This window comes from Ruegeria sp. CDSA236, from assembly GCF_059611285.1.
This window is the reverse complement of the sequence record NZ_JBXWPG010000001.1, coordinates 65,967-81,351: the sequence shown is the minus strand read 5'-3', so window position 1 is coordinate 81,351 and position 15,385 is coordinate 65,967. Positions and strand designations below refer to the sequence as shown.

General features: G+C 55.8%; 13 protein-coding genes. 8 read left to right on the top strand and 5 right to left on the bottom strand.

Going from position 1 to position 15,385, the window contains the following annotated elements:
• Positions 1-7: 7 nt before the first annotated feature.
• Positions 8-886 carry a lysophospholipid acyltransferase family protein gene (locus AC2FLB_RS00410; RefSeq protein WP_271946941.1) on the bottom strand — a complete coding sequence of 293 codons (879 nt, stop codon included), beginning with the start codon at positions 884-886 and terminating at the stop codon, positions 8-10.
• A 78-nt stretch (positions 887-964) separates the two neighbouring features.
• A complete protein-coding gene (locus tag AC2FLB_RS00405; protein ID WP_496708413.1) occupies positions 965-4,384 on the bottom strand; it encodes an indolepyruvate ferredoxin oxidoreductase family protein in 3,420 nt (1,139 codons plus the stop codon).
• A gap of 169 nt (positions 4,385-4,553) precedes the next feature.
• On the opposite strand from AC2FLB_RS00405, the gene AC2FLB_RS00400 reads away from it, so the two are divergent.
• The 7 genes from AC2FLB_RS00400 to grxD all read left to right on the top strand — a co-directional run bounded on the left by AC2FLB_RS00400 (position 4,554) and on the right by grxD (position 11,626).
• Complete coding sequence (locus AC2FLB_RS00400) at positions 4,554-5,459, top strand: LysR family transcriptional regulator (protein WP_142633997.1); 906 nt, start codon at positions 4,554-4,556, stop codon at positions 5,457-5,459.
• A gap of 277 nt (positions 5,460-5,736) precedes the next feature.
• Positions 5,737-7,986, top strand: a complete 2,250-nt coding sequence (locus AC2FLB_RS00395; protein ID WP_271946936.1) for a mechanosensitive ion channel family protein — start codon at positions 5,737-5,739, stop codon at positions 7,984-7,986.
• Positions 7,987-8,220: 234 nt separating this feature from the next.
• Positions 8,221-10,380: a phosphoribosylformylglycinamidine synthase subunit PurL gene (gene purL, locus AC2FLB_RS00390; protein ID WP_496691347.1), complete on the top strand. Its 2,160-nt coding sequence runs from the start codon at positions 8,221-8,223 to the stop codon at positions 10,378-10,380.
• Between the two features lie 134 nt (positions 10,381-10,514).
• Positions 10,515-10,751 (top strand): BolA/IbaG family iron-sulfur metabolism protein, encoded by a 237-nt coding sequence (locus tag AC2FLB_RS00385; protein WP_142634001.1) that lies wholly within the window; start codon positions 10,515-10,517, stop codon positions 10,749-10,751.
• A complete protein-coding gene (locus AC2FLB_RS00380; protein ID WP_496691293.1) occupies positions 10,748-10,990 on the top strand; it encodes a hypothetical protein in 243 nt (80 codons plus the stop codon). The genes AC2FLB_RS00385 and AC2FLB_RS00380 overlap by 4 nt, the downstream gene beginning before the upstream one ends.
• Positions 10,987-11,262 carry a hypothetical protein gene (locus AC2FLB_RS00375; protein WP_282021284.1) on the top strand — a complete coding sequence of 92 codons (276 nt, stop codon included), beginning with the start codon at positions 10,987-10,989 and terminating at the stop codon, positions 11,260-11,262. Before AC2FLB_RS00380 ends, AC2FLB_RS00375 begins: the two co-directional genes overlap by 4 nt.
• A gap of 1 nt (position 11,263) precedes the next feature.
• Positions 11,264-11,626: a Grx4 family monothiol glutaredoxin gene (gene grxD / locus AC2FLB_RS00370; RefSeq protein ID WP_142634005.1), complete on the top strand. Its 363-nt coding sequence runs from the start codon at positions 11,264-11,266 to the stop codon at positions 11,624-11,626.
• Here the strand turns inward: grxD and AC2FLB_RS00365 are convergent, their stop codons facing one another.
• From AC2FLB_RS00365 to AC2FLB_RS00355, 3 genes are read right to left on the bottom strand one after another with little or no spacing between them, the layout of a single operon-like run.
• A complete protein-coding gene (locus AC2FLB_RS00365; RefSeq protein ID WP_496700237.1) occupies positions 11,627-11,944 on the bottom strand; it encodes an MliC family protein in 318 nt (105 codons plus the stop codon). It lies immediately after the preceding gene.
• Between the two features lie 32 nt (positions 11,945-11,976).
• Positions 11,977-12,372 carry a cell division protein ZapA gene (locus tag AC2FLB_RS00360; protein WP_281994664.1) on the bottom strand — a complete coding sequence of 132 codons (396 nt, stop codon included), beginning with the start codon at positions 12,370-12,372 and terminating at the stop codon, positions 11,977-11,979.
• The gene (locus AC2FLB_RS00355) at positions 12,372-13,118 is read right to left on the bottom strand and encodes a hypothetical protein (RefSeq protein WP_496691295.1); all 747 of its coding nucleotides are present in this window, start codon (positions 13,116-13,118) and stop codon (positions 12,372-12,374) included. Before AC2FLB_RS00355 ends, AC2FLB_RS00360 begins: the two co-directional genes overlap by 1 nt.
• 234 nt (positions 13,119-13,352) lie before the next feature.
• Here AC2FLB_RS00355 and tkt point away from each other — a divergent pair, with 234 nt between their 5' ends.
• On the top strand, positions 13,353-15,377 hold the full coding sequence (gene tkt, locus AC2FLB_RS00350; RefSeq protein ID WP_496708412.1) for a transketolase: 2,025 nt from the start codon (positions 13,353-13,355) through the stop codon (positions 15,375-15,377).
• The last annotated feature ends 8 nt before the right edge of the window (positions 15,378-15,385 follow it).

Genomic DNA, 15,385 nt, shown 5'->3' with positions numbered 1-15,385 from the left:
TGCCCCTTTAGGCGCGATGCCGTTCCTCAAATTCATAGCCATAGTCATAAGACTTTAGTGGCTTTGGAGACAGCTCATACGTTGCTTTGCGCAAGAAATCCATCATCTTGCGCGTATCCTTGGCCAACGGGTCCAGAACGTCGCGGCCGATGGGCTCTCCGATCACCACTTGGACCGGGGTATCAACGCGTTTTTTGAATTCCTTGATCAGCAATCCCATGCGCAATGTATTGTGCAGATGGCTGGCAATCTGAAACAGGCGTGAGGTATGACCGTCAAAAAAGACCGGCACAACTGTCGCGTCTGATTTGGCAACCATCCGCGCCGTGAAGCCACGCCAGCCCGGGTCCATCGGGTACGAGAAAGGCTTTGCCCCTGTGCTGACGGTACCGCCGGGAAATATGCCAATCGCGCCGCCCTCGCCCAAATAGTTCAAAGCTTTCTTGCGGGTCTCCAGGTTCTGCTTCATCGCAGCTTTTGTATCGTCGAATGAAATCGGCAGAACGACCCGATTCAGATCCTCTGCCTTACGAAACACATGGTTGGCCAGAATGCGAAAATCCCCACGCGTACTGGACAACATGTGCCCCATCATCAACCCATCCAGAATTCCATATGGGTGATTGGCAATCAGAATCAGAGGGCCATCACGGGGAATATTAGACAATGACCCGCCAACCACATCCAGAGACAAACCGTATCTCTCAACCATGACCGACCAGAAATCTCGCCCGTTGGCCACGTCTTTTTCATACCCATCAGCACGCCTGATAAGGCGCAGGCGGCCTGTGGTGTTTTCCATAAGCTTGATGACCATCCGTCCGCTTTTGGTTTCGGCGGAATAGGCATAAGAAATGTCACGTGCAACATGGCGTCGCGAGGGCATGGAAATCTCCGGTTTTGTACCTGCATTTTAAATGCAAGTAACAATTTTGCCTAGCTGTCGTGACACGGTTGTGACGAATTACTCGGCGGCGGACTGTAATTCAGGTCCTCCGTTCCGTATCGTGGTCAACAATTCCTCTCTGCGTTTGGCGGCGCTCGCCTCATTCGCCTTAAGGACGGGTCCAAAACCTTTGATATCCAAGGGCAACTTAGCGAGCACAATTACGGCATCCTTTGTTTGGATGGAAATCAGCGGAGTGATCTCTCTGAGATCACGCTCATATTGCTTGATCAGCGCGCGCTCCATTCGACGTTCGACACTATAGCCAAAGATATCCAGCGGAGTACCTCGAAGAACTTTTAGCCGAGACATGAATTTCAGCGGCTTCAGCATCCATTCGCCGAAACTCCGTTTGCGGGGTCGGCCATCTGGCCCTTTGCCACCAAGCAGCGGTGGGGCAAGGTGGAATGTCATTTTGAATTCGCCATCAAATTCAGCGGCGGCTTTCTCCCGACTGGACAGTAACAACCGGGCTACTTCGTATTCGTCTTTGTAAGACAACAGCTTATGATACCCTTTTGCGACAGCATCACGAATTTCTGCATCCTCAAACGAGTCAACGATTTTGCGGTAGCGTTTCGCCAGACGAGCGCTTTGATACTGGGTTAGATGATCGGCGCGGAACGCGATGACCTGCTCTGGTGATTTCGGGAGGTTGGAAACACTTGGCCGTAGAATCTCATCGACTTTTTCCGGGTGTAAAACCGCCCAACGACCGATCTCAAAGGCTCTTTTATTGCGTTCAACCGCCGTTCCGTTCAGATCAATGGCTGCAATCACCGCATCGAGGCTGACGGGTATCAGCCCGCGCTGCCATGCGGCCCCAAAAACCATCATGTTCGAATAGATTGAATCTCCCATCACTGCGCGCGCAAGCTCAGTGGCATCAAACAGGGAAACGTCTTCTTTCAATCGTGCTTGCAGCGCCAATTCCAGCCTCTCACCAGGAATCCTAAACTTAGTGTCGCGCGTGAAGTCACCGGTAACGGTTTCGTGGCTGTTGACCACCGCTCCGGTCTGACCCAAGCGTGTCAGGCCAAGTGTTTTGGCCCCGGCGGACACAACCAAATCACCACCGATCAATGTGTCGGCTTCACCCGTTGCCACACGTATTGCACTGATATCATCTGGCCGGTTGGCTATACGGCAATGAATATGAACCGCACCGCCTTTCTGAGCCAAGCCTGCCATCTCCATCATTCCGGCGCCTTTGCCGTCAATCTGGGCCGCCTGTGCCAGAATCGCTCCGAGCGTGACAACTCCGGTCCCACCGATGCCGGTAATGACAACATTATGTGTGCCCATGATTTCAGGCAGCTCGGGCATCGGAAGATCGGGCAGATCAAGTTCGGTTGTCGCTTCTTTGCGAATCTTCGCGCCTTCCAGCGTTACAAAGGAGGGGCAGAACCCACTCAGACACGAAAAATCCTTGTTACAGCTCGATTGGTCAATCGCGCGCTTCCGGCCAAGTTCGGTTTCCTTGGGAACAATCGAAACACAGTTCGATTGGATGCCGCAGTCACCGCAGCCCTCACAGACATCTGTATTGATAAAGACCCTTTTGTCCGGGTCGGGAAAGGTTCCGCGTTTACGGCGACGGCGTTTCTCAGCGGCACAGGTCTGGACATAGACGATGACCGAGACGCCCTCATAGGTGCGGAATTTCTCTTGCACAGTCATCAGTTCGGCGCGCTCAAAGCTCTCTACCCCTGCGGGTAAGGCTTTGAAGTTTACATCTTCTTTTTCGTCATAGACCAGCGCGACATGTGTGACGCCCATAGCCTTGACCTCGGCCGCGATCCTTTCGGCGGTCAGATCACCCTCATTGCCCTGCCCGCCCGTCATTGCGACTGCATCGTTGAACAGAATCTTGAAGGTGATGTTCGTACCCGCCGACAAAGCTGCCCGGATCGCCTGAACACCGGAATGGTTATAGGTGCCGTCTCCGAGGTTCTGGAACACATGATTGGTGGTCGAGAACGGCTCTTCCCCGATCCAGTTTGCCCCTTCGCCACCCATCTGAGTAAAGCCAAATGTGCTTCGATCCATCCACTGAACCATGTAATGGCATCCGATGCCTGCATAGGCCCGGCTTCCGTCTGGTACCTTGGTCGAACTGTTATGCGGGCATCCAGAACAGAAATACGGAAGGCGCGAGGCTATTTCCTCGGCATTGTCCGCCCGGCGCGCTTCGGTCAGCTTGGTCAAACCTGCGCGGACCCCGTCGGTATCGCGGCCTTCTTCAATCAGAATACCGCCCAGTTTTTCAGCGATCATGTTCGGATCAAGGGCACCGCGGGTGGGAAACAGCTCTTCCCGGTGCAGCGTCCCAGCACCGCCCTTGTACCAGCCATAGACTCGTCGACCACGGCGGTCGTCAAAGATCGCTTCTTTGACCTGAACCTCGATTAGCTTGCGTTTTTCTTCAACGATTACGATCAGGTCCAGACCCTCTGCCCAGTCGTGAAATCCGGCCATGTCCAGTGGGAACGTCTGTCCGACCTTATAGGTCGTGATGCCAAGGCGCTCGGCCTCGGCCTCATCAATATTCAACAAGGAAAGCGCGTGGGTAAGGTCCAGCCAGTTCTTGCCAGCGGCCACCAGACCTATCTTTGCGCCGGGTTTGCCCCAGACACGTTTGTCCATCCGGTTGGTCCGTGAAAACGTTTCAGCCGCAAAACGCTTGTAATCAATAATGCGCTCTTCCTGCAGATGAGGCGTATCGCCAAGCCGGATGTTCAGCCCTCCTTCGGGCATATCAAACTCGGGCACCACGACTTTCATGCGATCAGGGTTGCCATCAACGACCGAGGTCACCTCGATCGTGTCCTTCATGGTCTTGAGGCCGACCCAGACACCGGCGAACCGACTGAGCGCGAATCCGTAAACGCCGTAGTCGAGTATCTCCTGTACTCCGGCCGGGCTGACCACTGGCATGTACATATCAACCAGCGACCACTCGGACTGATGCAGCACGGTCGAGCTTTCGCCCGTGTGATCATCCCCCATGGCCATCAGAACGCCACCATGTGCCGCCGTCCCTGCCATATTGGCATGGCGCATCACGTCGCCTGACCGATCTACACCAGGTCCTTTTCCGTACCACAGACCAAAGACGCCATCGAACTTGCCGTCACCCCTTAACCCGGCCTGCTGACTGCCCCAAAGCGCGGTTGCCGCAAGATCCTCGTTCAGACCGTATTGAAAAGTGACATCGCTTTCTGTCAGCTGTTTCTGCGCGCGCATCATCTGCTGGTCGACCGCTCCAAGAGGCGATCCGCGGTATCCCGTCACCAATCCTGCAGTGTTCAGACCCGATTTCGTGTCGCGCGCCTTTTGCATCAGCATAAGTCGCACAAGCGCCTGAGTGCCGTTCAATAAAACCGTGTTTTTACTTAGGTCGAAACGGTCGTTCAAAGAAATTTGTGGCTTACTCATCAAACGCCTCCCCTCGTCAGATCAGTGTGCTTCATCTGCTTCCATATTAGGTCATAATAACTGACCTGCCTAGAGCTTATCCTCTGAAACGCAAGGATTTCGCCGTTTGAATGTGGAAGTTGTCACCTATTTCATATAGGCGTTCGGCAGGATAACGAAAGTTGCGGCGATGGATTGGGACAAGCTTAGGATATTTCACGCGGTTGCAGATGCGGGCAGCCTGACACATGCAGGCGATAAGCTGAACCTATCTCAATCGGCAGTCAGCAGACAAATTCGGGCATTGGAAGAGTCACTTGATTCGACGTTGTTCCATCGTCACGCCCGCGGTCTGATTCTGACCGAACAGGGTGAGCTGCTGTTCGACGCCACCTCGGCTATGTCCAAGCGACTGGACGCGGCAGCAGCGCGCATACGAGACAGCGAAGAAGAAGTCTTTGGTGTGCTGCGGGTCACAACCACATTTGGCTTTGGGACTCTATGGCTCGCTCCGAGGTTGCCAAAGCTGTATGAACAATACCCGGACCTAAATATCGACCTCATGCTTGAGGAACGCGTTCTTGACCTGCCAATGCGCGAGGCCGATGTCGCCATCCGTATGAAAGAGCCTAGCCAGGCTGATCTGGTGCGCAAGCGCCTGATGACAGTACAGATGCTGCTTTATGCTACCCCGGAATATCTTAAGGAAAGCGGTCAACCTGCCTCCCTCGAAGAAATCTCGAGCCATCGACTTATCTGTCAGACCCCCTCAGCCCCCCAAGTAGGGGCCAGTGCGGCAATGGTACGGCATCTGATGACCTATAACCCGGCGTCGTTGCTGACAGTGAACAACTATTTCGGTGTCTTGCAGGGCGTACTGCACAATCTGGGAATTGGCTTGCTGCCCGATTATGTCACGCATGATTTCCCGCATCTGCTGCCGGTACTTTCAGACATCGAAACGGCTGACGTTCCTGTTTATCTCGCCTACCCCGAAGAGTTACGCCATTCCAAACGCGTAGCAGCCTTCCGCGATTTTGTGCAGGACGAGATCATCGCGCAGCGTAAACACCTGAAGAAAATGGGGAAACTATAGCTATGCGTCAACGTCATAGCGGACATGACGGACTATCACACTGAAACGCCTTGATCGTTATCAAGCTGATGCCTAAATGAGCACTCGAAGGCGGTGATGCTGTAACGCTCATCATCTTCATACCTCCCTGTTGGACTACGGCCGAGCTTAGTGCTCGGCCTTTTTTTTGGTCCTGGCTTAATCGGTGACACCGAACAGCCGAAAACTGCTGGGAAATTTCCACCTCCGCGCCTATGATCCCGTAAAAGATCAAAAATTCGTGTTCGAGGGAAAATTCATGCACCATCCACTCCGCCTATTACTGGCGTTGATTTCCGCCATTCTTCTTGCGGTACCAGTACACGCACAAGACAGTGGGACCGCGTCGTCTACGGTCACAATTCCAGAGGACCTGACGCCCGATCAGGTTGATGGCTTGGTGGCACGTATGTCCGACGATCAGGTTCGCGCCATTTTGCTGGAACGACTCGACGCGGTTGCAGAAAAGCAGGCGGCAGCAAACGAAAACCATGAAGATCCGCTTACCGAAATCAGTGAAATCTGGGCCGAGATGGTTACCTCTTGGACGCAGGTTTTGACCACATTGCCAAATATCGTCAGCGCCCAGGTTGAGGCGTTCAGCAATTTCTCAGCGAAATTCGGATCTACCGGGGTGTTTGGCCTGTTTGGGCTGATTCTAGCAGTTCTGGTGGCCGGATACGCTGCTGAAAAATTGTTTGGGTTTCTCACCCGCAAATGGCACGAAGAGCCCGATGGGAATTCTGATGCCGATCTTTGGAGCGCGGTACGTTACTTGTTCCGCCGTTTCTGCCGGGAAATCGCAGGACTTGTTGTGTTCTATGTTGTTATCCGGGCGATTGGACGGGGCTTGCTGACGACGGAACAGCTTACCTATGCCGCCCCATTCGTTTTCTACCTGATTTGGATTCCGCGTCTGGGCGCAGCCGCCTCACGCTTTGTGCTGGCGCCCAAAAAGCCACATTACCGGTTGGTTAACATAGACGATCATTGGGCCAAATATCTGCATCGCAACCTGATTGGCCTTCTTCTATTGATCGGCCTCACGCTCTTTATCGTACGGTTCAACTTGCTTAACGGTATCACCCCGGCCGATACGCGTATCGGTTTCTGGCTGAACGCTGGCATCCATATATACATTGGGATCATCGCCTGGACCGCGCGCGAAGGGTTGTCTCAGATGATGTTGGGCACGGACCCGGATCACACCAAATTCGATGAAAAGGTCGCTCATTACTATCCCTACTTCGCTATCGGCGTTTCGGTGGTGATATGGTTCCTGGTCGAATTCCTGATCGCACAGCGTGATCCCAGAACACTTGCCCTGCTTGGCAAAGGGCCACATTTCACGACGATGTTCTGGCTGCTGATCGCTCCAGCGCTTGATACGCTGATCCGTGGCCTCGTGCGCCATCTTCAACCCCCAATGTTGGGCGACGGACCATTGGCCGAACGCGCCTATAAATCAGCCAAGCGCAGCTATATCCGGATCGGTCGCGTGCTGGCGGGCCTGTTTGTGGTCTTTATGATCGCGCGGGTCTGGCAGCTTGATCTTCGACATGTCGCCTCTGCCGGGATCGGAACCGACGTTGGCGGTACGGTTATCGAATTCCTGATGATCATCGCTGTCGGATACATCTTGAACGAGGTCGTCTCACTATGGATCAACCGTCGTCTTGCCAAAGAACAGACAACGGCAGAAGAGCTGGATGAAGAGGCCGGTGGCGAGGGTGGCGGCGCAGGCGGCTCACGTCTGGCGACGGTTCTTCCCCTGCTGCGGATCACGGCGCAAGTCACGATTGCGGTCATCTTCGGCCTGCTCGCATTGGGCGCGCTGGGCATCAACATCACCCCACTTCTGGCAGGTGCCGGTGTCCTTGGTCTTGCGATCGGTTTCGGCGCTCAGAAGCTGGTGGCTGATATCGTCGGTGGTGTCTTCTTCCTTATCGACGATGCGTTTCGCGTAGGTGAATATGTCGATGTCGGCGGCACCATGGGCACCGTCGAGAAAATCTCGATCCGTTCGATGCAGCTCCGCCATCACCGTGGGCCCGTTCACACGATCCCCTATGGCGAGATTCAAAAGCTGACCAATTTCAGCCGTGACTGGGTGATCATGAAGCTAAAGTTCACCGTGCCGTTTGACACTGATCCCAACAAGGTGAAAAAGATCTTCAAGAAGATCGGCGCCGAGATGATGGCGGACGAAACCCACAAAGAAGGCTTCTTGCAACCCTTCAAATCGCAAGGTGTGTTCGACTTTGATGATGTTGGCATGATCATCCGCGGTAAGTTCATGGCCAAGCCGGGCAAGCAGTTCACGCTGCGCAAGGAAATCTTCAACCGGGTGAAGGCCGAGTTCAATGCCAATGGCATCGACTTTGCCCGCCGCGAAGTTCGCGTAGCAATTCCTGGTCTGGAAGAGGCCGAGAACCTTACCGAACAGCAAAAAGCTGCTGTTGGGGCCGCTGCGGCGGACTCGATCAACAAGGGAGAAACCCCAGCTTAAAGACCAGATACAGACGCCAAGCGGCTTTTGGGCCGCCTGGCAGGAAATACTATAGACGGAACCGGCCACTGGCGCGGTTCCGTTTCTTTTTCTGGGTACACAAAGCGCAGAAAAGCTCGAAATTGGCATATGCCGGTTACGTTATTCGACCCTGCGCTGACTTGGCCCTTCCCACAGACGCGCCCTTGCCCTACAAGGCCCGCAATCTCGGCCACCATGGATACAGGACAAACGATGCAAGAGCCCGCCATCACACCGGATCTGATTGCCGCGCACGGGTTGAAACCCGAAGAATACGAGATGATCCTGGAGATTATCGGGCGCGAGCCAACCTTTACCGAGTTGGGCATTTTCTCGGCCATGTGGAACGAGCATTGTTCCTACAAATCCTCCAAGAAATGGCTGCGCACCCTGCCCACCTCTGGACCCCAGGTGATCTGCGGACCGGGTGAAAATGCAGGTGTGGTCGATATCGGCGATGGTCAGGCCGTGGTCTTCAAGATGGAAAGCCACAACCATCCGTCTTACATCGAACCCTATCAAGGTGCAGCCACAGGTGTTGGAGGTATCCTGCGCGATGTTTTCACCATGGGTGCGCGCCCAATCGCCTCGATGAACGCGCTGTCTTTTGGTGAACCCGGCCACCACAAGACCCGTCAGCTGGTCAATGGCGTGGTCGAAGGTATCGGCGGCTATGGCAACTGTTTCGGCGTGCCTTGCGTTGGCGGCGAAGTCCGCTTTCACCCGGCCTATAACGGCAACTGCCTTGTGAATGCCTTTGCCGCTGGTCTGGCTGACAGTGATAAGATCTTTTACTCGGCGGCCTCTGGCGTCGGCATGCCCGTGGTCTATCTCGGTGCGAAAACCGGACGCGACGGCGTGGGCGGAGCCACCATGGCCAGCGCCGAATTTGACGACACGATCGAGGAAAAGCGCCCCACCGTTCAGGTTGGCGACCCGTTCACCGAAAAACGCCTGATGGAAGCGACGCTGGAGCTGATGCAGACCGGCGCGGTGATCTCGATCCAGGATATGGGCGCGGCGGGTCTGACCTGCTCGGCCGTGGAAATGGGCGACAAAGGCGGTCTGGGCGTGCGGCTTGATCTGGAAAACGTCCCCCAGCGCGAAGAGAACATGACAGCCTATGAGATGATGCTGTCGGAATCCCAAGAACGCATGTTGATGGTTCTCAAACCCGAGCTTGAGGCCGAAGCTCGCGCCGTTTTCGATAAATGGGACCTGGATTTCGCCATCGTCGGTGAAACCCTCGCCGAAGATCGCTTTCTGATCATGCATAATGGTGAGGTCAAAGCTGATCTGGTTCTGTCCAAGCTCTCGTCCACTGCGCCCGAATATGACCGCCCGTGGGAGGCTACTCCGCAGGCAGAAGACCTGGCCGACGTGCCTCAGATCGACCCGATCGACGGTCTGCGCGCCCTGCTCGCTTCGCCAAACTATGCGGGCAAGCAATGGGTTTACGAGCAGTATGACACCATGGTTATGGCTGATTCCGTGCGTACGCCTGGTCTGGGCGCCGGCATGGTTCGTGTACACGGCACCGACAAAGTTCTTGCTTTCACCAGTGACGTTACCCCGCGCTATGTGCGAGCCAACCCTGTAGAAGGCGGCAAGCAAGCTGTTGCCGAAGCTTATCGCAACCTGACCGCCGTCGGGGCATTGCCGCTGGCGACCACTGACAACCTGAATTTTGGCAACCCGGAAAAGCCCGAGATCATGGGCCAGTTCGTCGGTGCCATCCAAGGCATTGGTAAGGCCGTCGCAGCGTTGGATATGCCCATCGTGTCCGGCAACGTGTCACTTTACAACGAAACCGACGGTCAGGCGATCCTGCCGACCCCGACAATTGGAGCGGTCGGCCTTCTGGCGCACACGGACGAGATCATAGGTAATGAGGTCCGCGACGGCCACGTGGCTCTGGTCATCGGCGATACGCAGGGGCATCTGGGCCAATCCGCCCTTCTGGCCGAAGTGTTCAACCGCGAAGATGGCGACGCACCGCATGTCGATCTGGACGCCGAAAAGCGCAACGGAGAGTTCATCCGCGCAAACCGAGAGATGATCAAAGCCTGTACCGATCTTGGCGACGGTGGTCTGGCATTGGCAGCCTTCGAACTGGCCGAGGCAACCGGTGTCGGCATAACGCTTGACGACGCCTCGACCGAATTCCTGTTTGGCGAGGATCAGGCCCGTTATCTGGTCGCCTGCAACTTTGACCAGGCCGAAGCCCTGATGATTGCTGCAGGTCAGGCTGGCGTTCCACTGGTATCGGTCGGGCGGTTCACGGGCGACAGCGTCCGCATCGGCTCTTCTGAGGCCTTGCTTGATGAACTGACTGCCACTTTCCGCAACAGCTTCGCCGAAGCCGTCGCCTGATTTTGGCACCTGCGCTTCTGAAAACCTGCACTTTGACAAGTGCAGGTTTTTGTCATTTCGGGGCGTCTATCTGACCCTTGCGCGCCCCGCCCCGGCGCACTACATCTTGGGAAAGACTTTCAGGAGAAACCTACATGCCGATGAGCGCCCACGAGATTGAGAACCTGCTGCGCGACGCGTTTCCCGATGCGGACATTCAGGTCGGCGGCAGCGACGGCGTACATATGTCGGCCATGGTCGTGGATGAGAGCTTTCGTGGCAAAAACCGGGTGCAACAACAGCGAGCAGTCTATGCAGCCCTCAAAGGCAAGATGGACGGCCCGGATGGCGACTTGCACGCGCTGGCTCTGACGACGAAAGTGCCTGAGTGAGCACGACTTTCTGGATTTACGGGATTTGTGAATTGATCGCCCTCGTCGGTAGCGTCATCATTTTCAGATCTACGATAAAGAATGAGCGTGCTGACAAAATTCGGGGCACAGAACCCGGTCAAGGCGAGCAACTGATTGACCACGGAACCGTGTTGGGCGGCGGCGGCGGTCATGTAACAGTTTCCCGTATCACCAGAGACCCTCAAGAATATGCTAAAGCCATGGCTCCAAAAAAATGAGTACATGGCTGGCTTGGATATCAGCAATCGCAGCTTTGATAGTTGCCGCCGCGCTGATCGAGGCCTATGTGAAGCGAAACAGAAAGCGTAAACTGGTCGACATGCGTCCAAACCCGGACAAAATCAGCAAGGTTGACGGCATCGAGAGATACGGGCTGAATCCGCTGGCCCTGGCGCAGGCCGAACACCGACGGCTGGAAAAGGAAGGATGGGTCGCCGCCCCATCACAGGATGAAACGACCGCCCCGGATGCGGATGACAAGGAAAAGTAACATGACCGACGTGAAAACCCAGATCGACGAGACCGTCAAAGCCAATGATGTGGTGCTATATATGAAAGGCACCAAGGAAATGCCGCAATGCGGATTCTCCTCGCGCGTGGCAGGCGTGCTGAACTACATGGGCGTAGAATTTGCTGACGTGAATGTACTGGCCGACGAAGGCTTGCGTCAGGGGATCAAGGACTATTCTGACTGGCCGACTGTTCCGCAACTCTATGTCAAAGGCGAGTTCGTAGGCGGATGCGACATCATCACCGAGATGACCCTGTCGGGCGAATTGGACACGCTGTTTGACGAAAACGGTGTCGGCTACAACAAGGAAGCCGCTGATAAAATCAGGGAAGCAAACGCCTGATCAGCGGCTGACGCAATTTCCCAATAAGACCTGCTCGCTGGCGGCATCTGCACCTGTCGCCAGAAAGCTCACCGTGGCGTCCCAGCCTTTGGAGCGCAGGATGTAAGTGCCAGTTGTTCCGTCGGATTCATAGCGGATACCAGAGCCGCTCTGAGCTTGGTGCAAAGTCACCAGCTTATTGTCGACCATCATGGCTGCCGCGCTGGATCCATCCTCGGCATTGAAATAGGCAACCTCAAGAGGCACGCCGTTATCACAAGTAAATGTGACGGGCAGAATATCGATCCCAGCCCAGGAAACCTGCGCTGACACAGACATGAAAGTTGCAATAGCAATAGTACGCATATTTATCATTTCGTTGACTTTTCTTCTATGAATGCCGCCATTGCCTCGGCCCGAGCAGCCAACTCTGCCAAGGTGTCAGTGACCGAAGGTGGAACCACGGCAACTTCAATTCTTTCCGGCTCGGGCTGTGGCATGCTACGCAGGTTCCGAAGCTCGGCTTCGGCCTCCGCCAGCTTATTTTCCAGCGAGTTGATTTTGTCACCTGTGGCGGCGGCTTTGTCTGCCAACATCAATCCAGCCATCAAAAGCATCCGGGATTCAGGCATCCGACCGATCTGATCCGACAATACCTGCGCTTCATCATCCAGCAATTTTGCAGCAGCTTGCAGGAAAACCTCTTCGCCTTCTTGGCACGAAACCTCAAAGCCGCGCCCCCCGATTTGAATGGTCAATTCAGGCATTATTCCACCTCTCCTTCGGCCAGTTTCGCCTGAGACAGCAACGGTTCCAACCGGGCCAGCACGGCATGTGCTTCGGCCGCATCAGTGGCTTGCGCTGCGCGCGTTGCCTCAAGCTCGGCAGCTGTGGCACGGTTCAACAGATCCGCATCGGTCATTCCGTCTTCTGCAGCTGTGCGCAGCTCTTCGACCGACATTCGTAGTTGTTCGTTGGCTTTGCGCATGCGCTGCAGATCATCATCCAGACGCGACATCGCCGAGCCATGGCTACTGCGTTCGGCGCGCAGCATTTCTAACTCGGCGCTGAGTTCCGCCACGCGTTCACTATCCGCCAATTCCGAACGAAGACGGGCATTTTCGGCTTTCAGTTCTTCGACAACATCCTGATCTTCCAATGCAGCCTTTGCGCTTGCCAACTCGGCCCGTGCGGCTTCGACCGAGGCAAGCTGTGCCCTGGCATCGTCGAGTTGCTCGCGCAGCGCTGCACTTTCCTGATTATCGGACGGGGTATTACGCAAGCCTTCGATTTCTAGGCGCATGGCATCGACTTCGGAATCGTGTCTTTCTTTTAATGATCTGAGACGCTCTTCAAGTTGAGCATTCGCAACCCTCTCATCATCCAGAGCTACACGCAGAGTGTTATCTTCTCCACCGCTGCCTGCGCCAACTTCCGCCATTGTCGCAATGCCGGATCCAATCCGATCCATCGCGGCCACAATACGGCGTTGTAGTTCTTCGATCTGGCTCATGCCCCTGCCACCTTTTTATCAAGGTTCCTTGTTTCGCGAGGTTATCCGAATCAACCTTGTACGCGTCTTGGCCTAGTCTAACCCAATGGCATCGAAAATACCCACTGTTTGCTTTCAACGACTTGTGTCACATTCTTGATCCAGCAAAACCCTGCAGCACCCAGTTCTACTTGCACTTTGAGGGCTGAATGGTATTGAGCGGCCATCTGCCTGTAATCCAAAGGAACAACACCCGTGGACCTGACTGCGCTGCGCAATGCCAACCCCGAACACTGGGACAAAGCTGCGGCCATCCGCACATTGACCCTCGACGCCGTCGCCGCCGCCAATTCCGGCCATTCCGGTATGCCAATGGGCATGGCCGATGTCGCGACTGTACTGTTCGAAAAGCACCTTAAATTCGACGCCTCGGCTCCAAACTGGCCCGACCGCGACCGGTTCATCCTGTCCGCCGGTCACGGCTCGATGCTGATCTATTCGCTGTTGTATCTCACTGGGAACGCTGACGTTACGCTGGAACAGATCAAGAATTTCCGTCAGCTGGGCGCAAAAACTGCAGGTCACCCCGAGAACTTCCTTGTCAACGGGATCGAAACCACAACCGGCCCGCTGGGTCAGGGGATCTCGAACGCCGTTGGTTTTGCCATGGCCGAGGAAATTCAGCGCGCTCATTACGGCAAGAAGATCGTAGATCACTATACCTATGTCATCGCGGGCGACGGCTGCCTTATGGAAGGCGTTAGCCAAGAGGCCATCACGCTGGCCGGCCGTCACGAGCTGGGTAAGCTGATCGTGTTCTGGGACAACAACAACATCACCATCGACGGCACGGTCGACATCGCTGACCGGACCGATCAGGTGAAACGCTTTGCCGCCTCTGGCTGGCAGGTCATCGAGATTGACGGCCACGATCCGCAGGCCATCGACGAGGCCATCACCAAGGCGAAATCGTCCAACAAGCCGACCATGATCGCCTGCGAAAGCCATATCGCTTTGGGTCACGCGGCGCAGGATACCTCAAAAGGCCACGGCGCCCTGACCGATCAGAAACAGCTGAAAGCGGCCAAAGAGGCCTATGCCGCCCCCCATGGCGCCTTCGAAGTCCCGGCAAATGTCAAATCAGCCTGGGAAGCAATCGGTTCGCGCGGCGCAGCCGAGCGTTCTGCGTGGGAGGAGCGTTTCGCGCAGATCTCTGAACGCAAACAGGCCGAGTTCAACCGCTCTTATGCGTTCGAGGCACCCAAAAAGCTGGCCGGTGCCATCCGCTCGTTCAAAAAGCAGATGTCGGAAGATCAGCCCAAGTTGGCCACCCGTGCCTCGTCCGAGAAAGTTCTGAACGCGGTCAATCCGATCATGCCGGAAACTATTGGCGGCTCTGCTGACCTGACCGGTTCGAACAACACGAAATCGGCCGATATGGGCGTATTCCTGCCGGAAAACCGCAAGGGTCGGTACATCCATTATGGTATCCGCGAACACGGCATGGCCGCCGCGATGAACGGTATGGCGCTGCATGGCGGCATCCGCCCCTATGGCGGTACCTTCATGGCGTTCACCGACTATGCGCGGCCCTCGATGCGGCTTGCAGCGCTGATGAAGATACCCACGGTCTTTGTGATGACCCATGACTCGATCGGTCTGGGCGAAGACGGCCCGACCCACCAGCCGGTCGAGCATCTGGCGATCTCACGCGCGACACCGAATACCTATGTTTTCCGCCCGGCGGATGCCGTTGAAACAGCGGAATCCTGGGAACTGGCGCTGACCTTCAAGGACAGCCCTTCGGTCTTGTCTCTGACCCGCCAAGGCGTGCCGACCGTACGCAAGGATCACAAAACCAAAAACCTGACTGCACAAGGCGGCTATGTTCTTGCCGAAGCCGAAGGCAAGCGTCAGGCAATCCTGATCGCAACCGGTTCGGAAGTGTCGCTGGCAATGGAAGCCAAGGCGATGCTCGAGGCCGAGGGCATTGGCACGCGCGTCGTGTCGATGCCATGCATGGAACTGTTCGCCGAGCAGGATGAAGCGTATCGCAAGCGGGTTCTGCCCGGTGGAGCCGTCCGTGTCGGCATCGAGGCCGCCGTCCGCGCCGGAGGCTGGGACCGCTGGCTGCTGGGGGAACGCGGCCGTGACGCCAAGGCGGGCTTCATCGGCATGTCGGGCTTTGGCGCGTCTGCGCCCGCTGATGAACTGTATAAACATTTCGGCATCACTGCAGAGGCCACAGTTGCAAAGGTCAAGGAATTGCTGGAGCTGTAATTCCCAAT

What these genes read in the sequence shown, in the direction of transcription:
- AC2FLB_RS00355 (WP_496691295.1), bottom strand. Translation starts at nt 13,118, where the DNA reads ATGAGCCAGATCGAAGAACTACAACGCCGTATTGTGGCCGCGATGGAT.
- AC2FLB_RS00410 (WP_271946941.1), bottom strand. Translation starts at nt 886, where the DNA reads ATGCCCTCGCGACGCCATGTTGCACGTGACATTTCTTATGCCTATTCC.
- AC2FLB_RS00360 (WP_281994664.1), bottom strand. Translation starts at nt 12,372, where the DNA reads ATGCCTGAATTGACCATTCAAATCGGGGGGCGCGGCTTTGAGGTTTCG.
- AC2FLB_RS00365 (WP_496700237.1), bottom strand. Translation starts at nt 11,944, where the DNA reads ATGTCTGTGTCAGCGCAGGTTTCCTGGGCTGGGATCGATATTCTGCCC.
- AC2FLB_RS00405 (WP_496708413.1), bottom strand. Translation starts at nt 4,384, where the DNA reads ATGAGTAAGCCACAAATTTCTTTGAACGACCGTTTCGACCTAAGTAAA.
- AC2FLB_RS00375 (WP_282021284.1), top strand. Translation starts at nt 10,987, where the DNA reads ATGAGTACATGGCTGGCTTGGATATCAGCAATCGCAGCTTTGATAGTT.
- AC2FLB_RS00400 (WP_142633997.1), top strand. Translation starts at nt 4,554, where the DNA reads ATGGATTGGGACAAGCTTAGGATATTTCACGCGGTTGCAGATGCGGGC.
- AC2FLB_RS00385 (WP_142634001.1), top strand. Translation starts at nt 10,515, where the DNA reads ATGCCGATGAGCGCCCACGAGATTGAGAACCTGCTGCGCGACGCGTTT.
- grxD (WP_142634005.1), top strand. Translation starts at nt 11,264, where the DNA reads ATGACCGACGTGAAAACCCAGATCGACGAGACCGTCAAAGCCAATGAT.
- AC2FLB_RS00395 (WP_271946936.1), top strand. Translation starts at nt 5,737, where the DNA reads ATGCACCATCCACTCCGCCTATTACTGGCGTTGATTTCCGCCATTCTT.
- purL (WP_496691347.1), top strand. Translation starts at nt 8,221, where the DNA reads ATGCAAGAGCCCGCCATCACACCGGATCTGATTGCCGCGCACGGGTTG.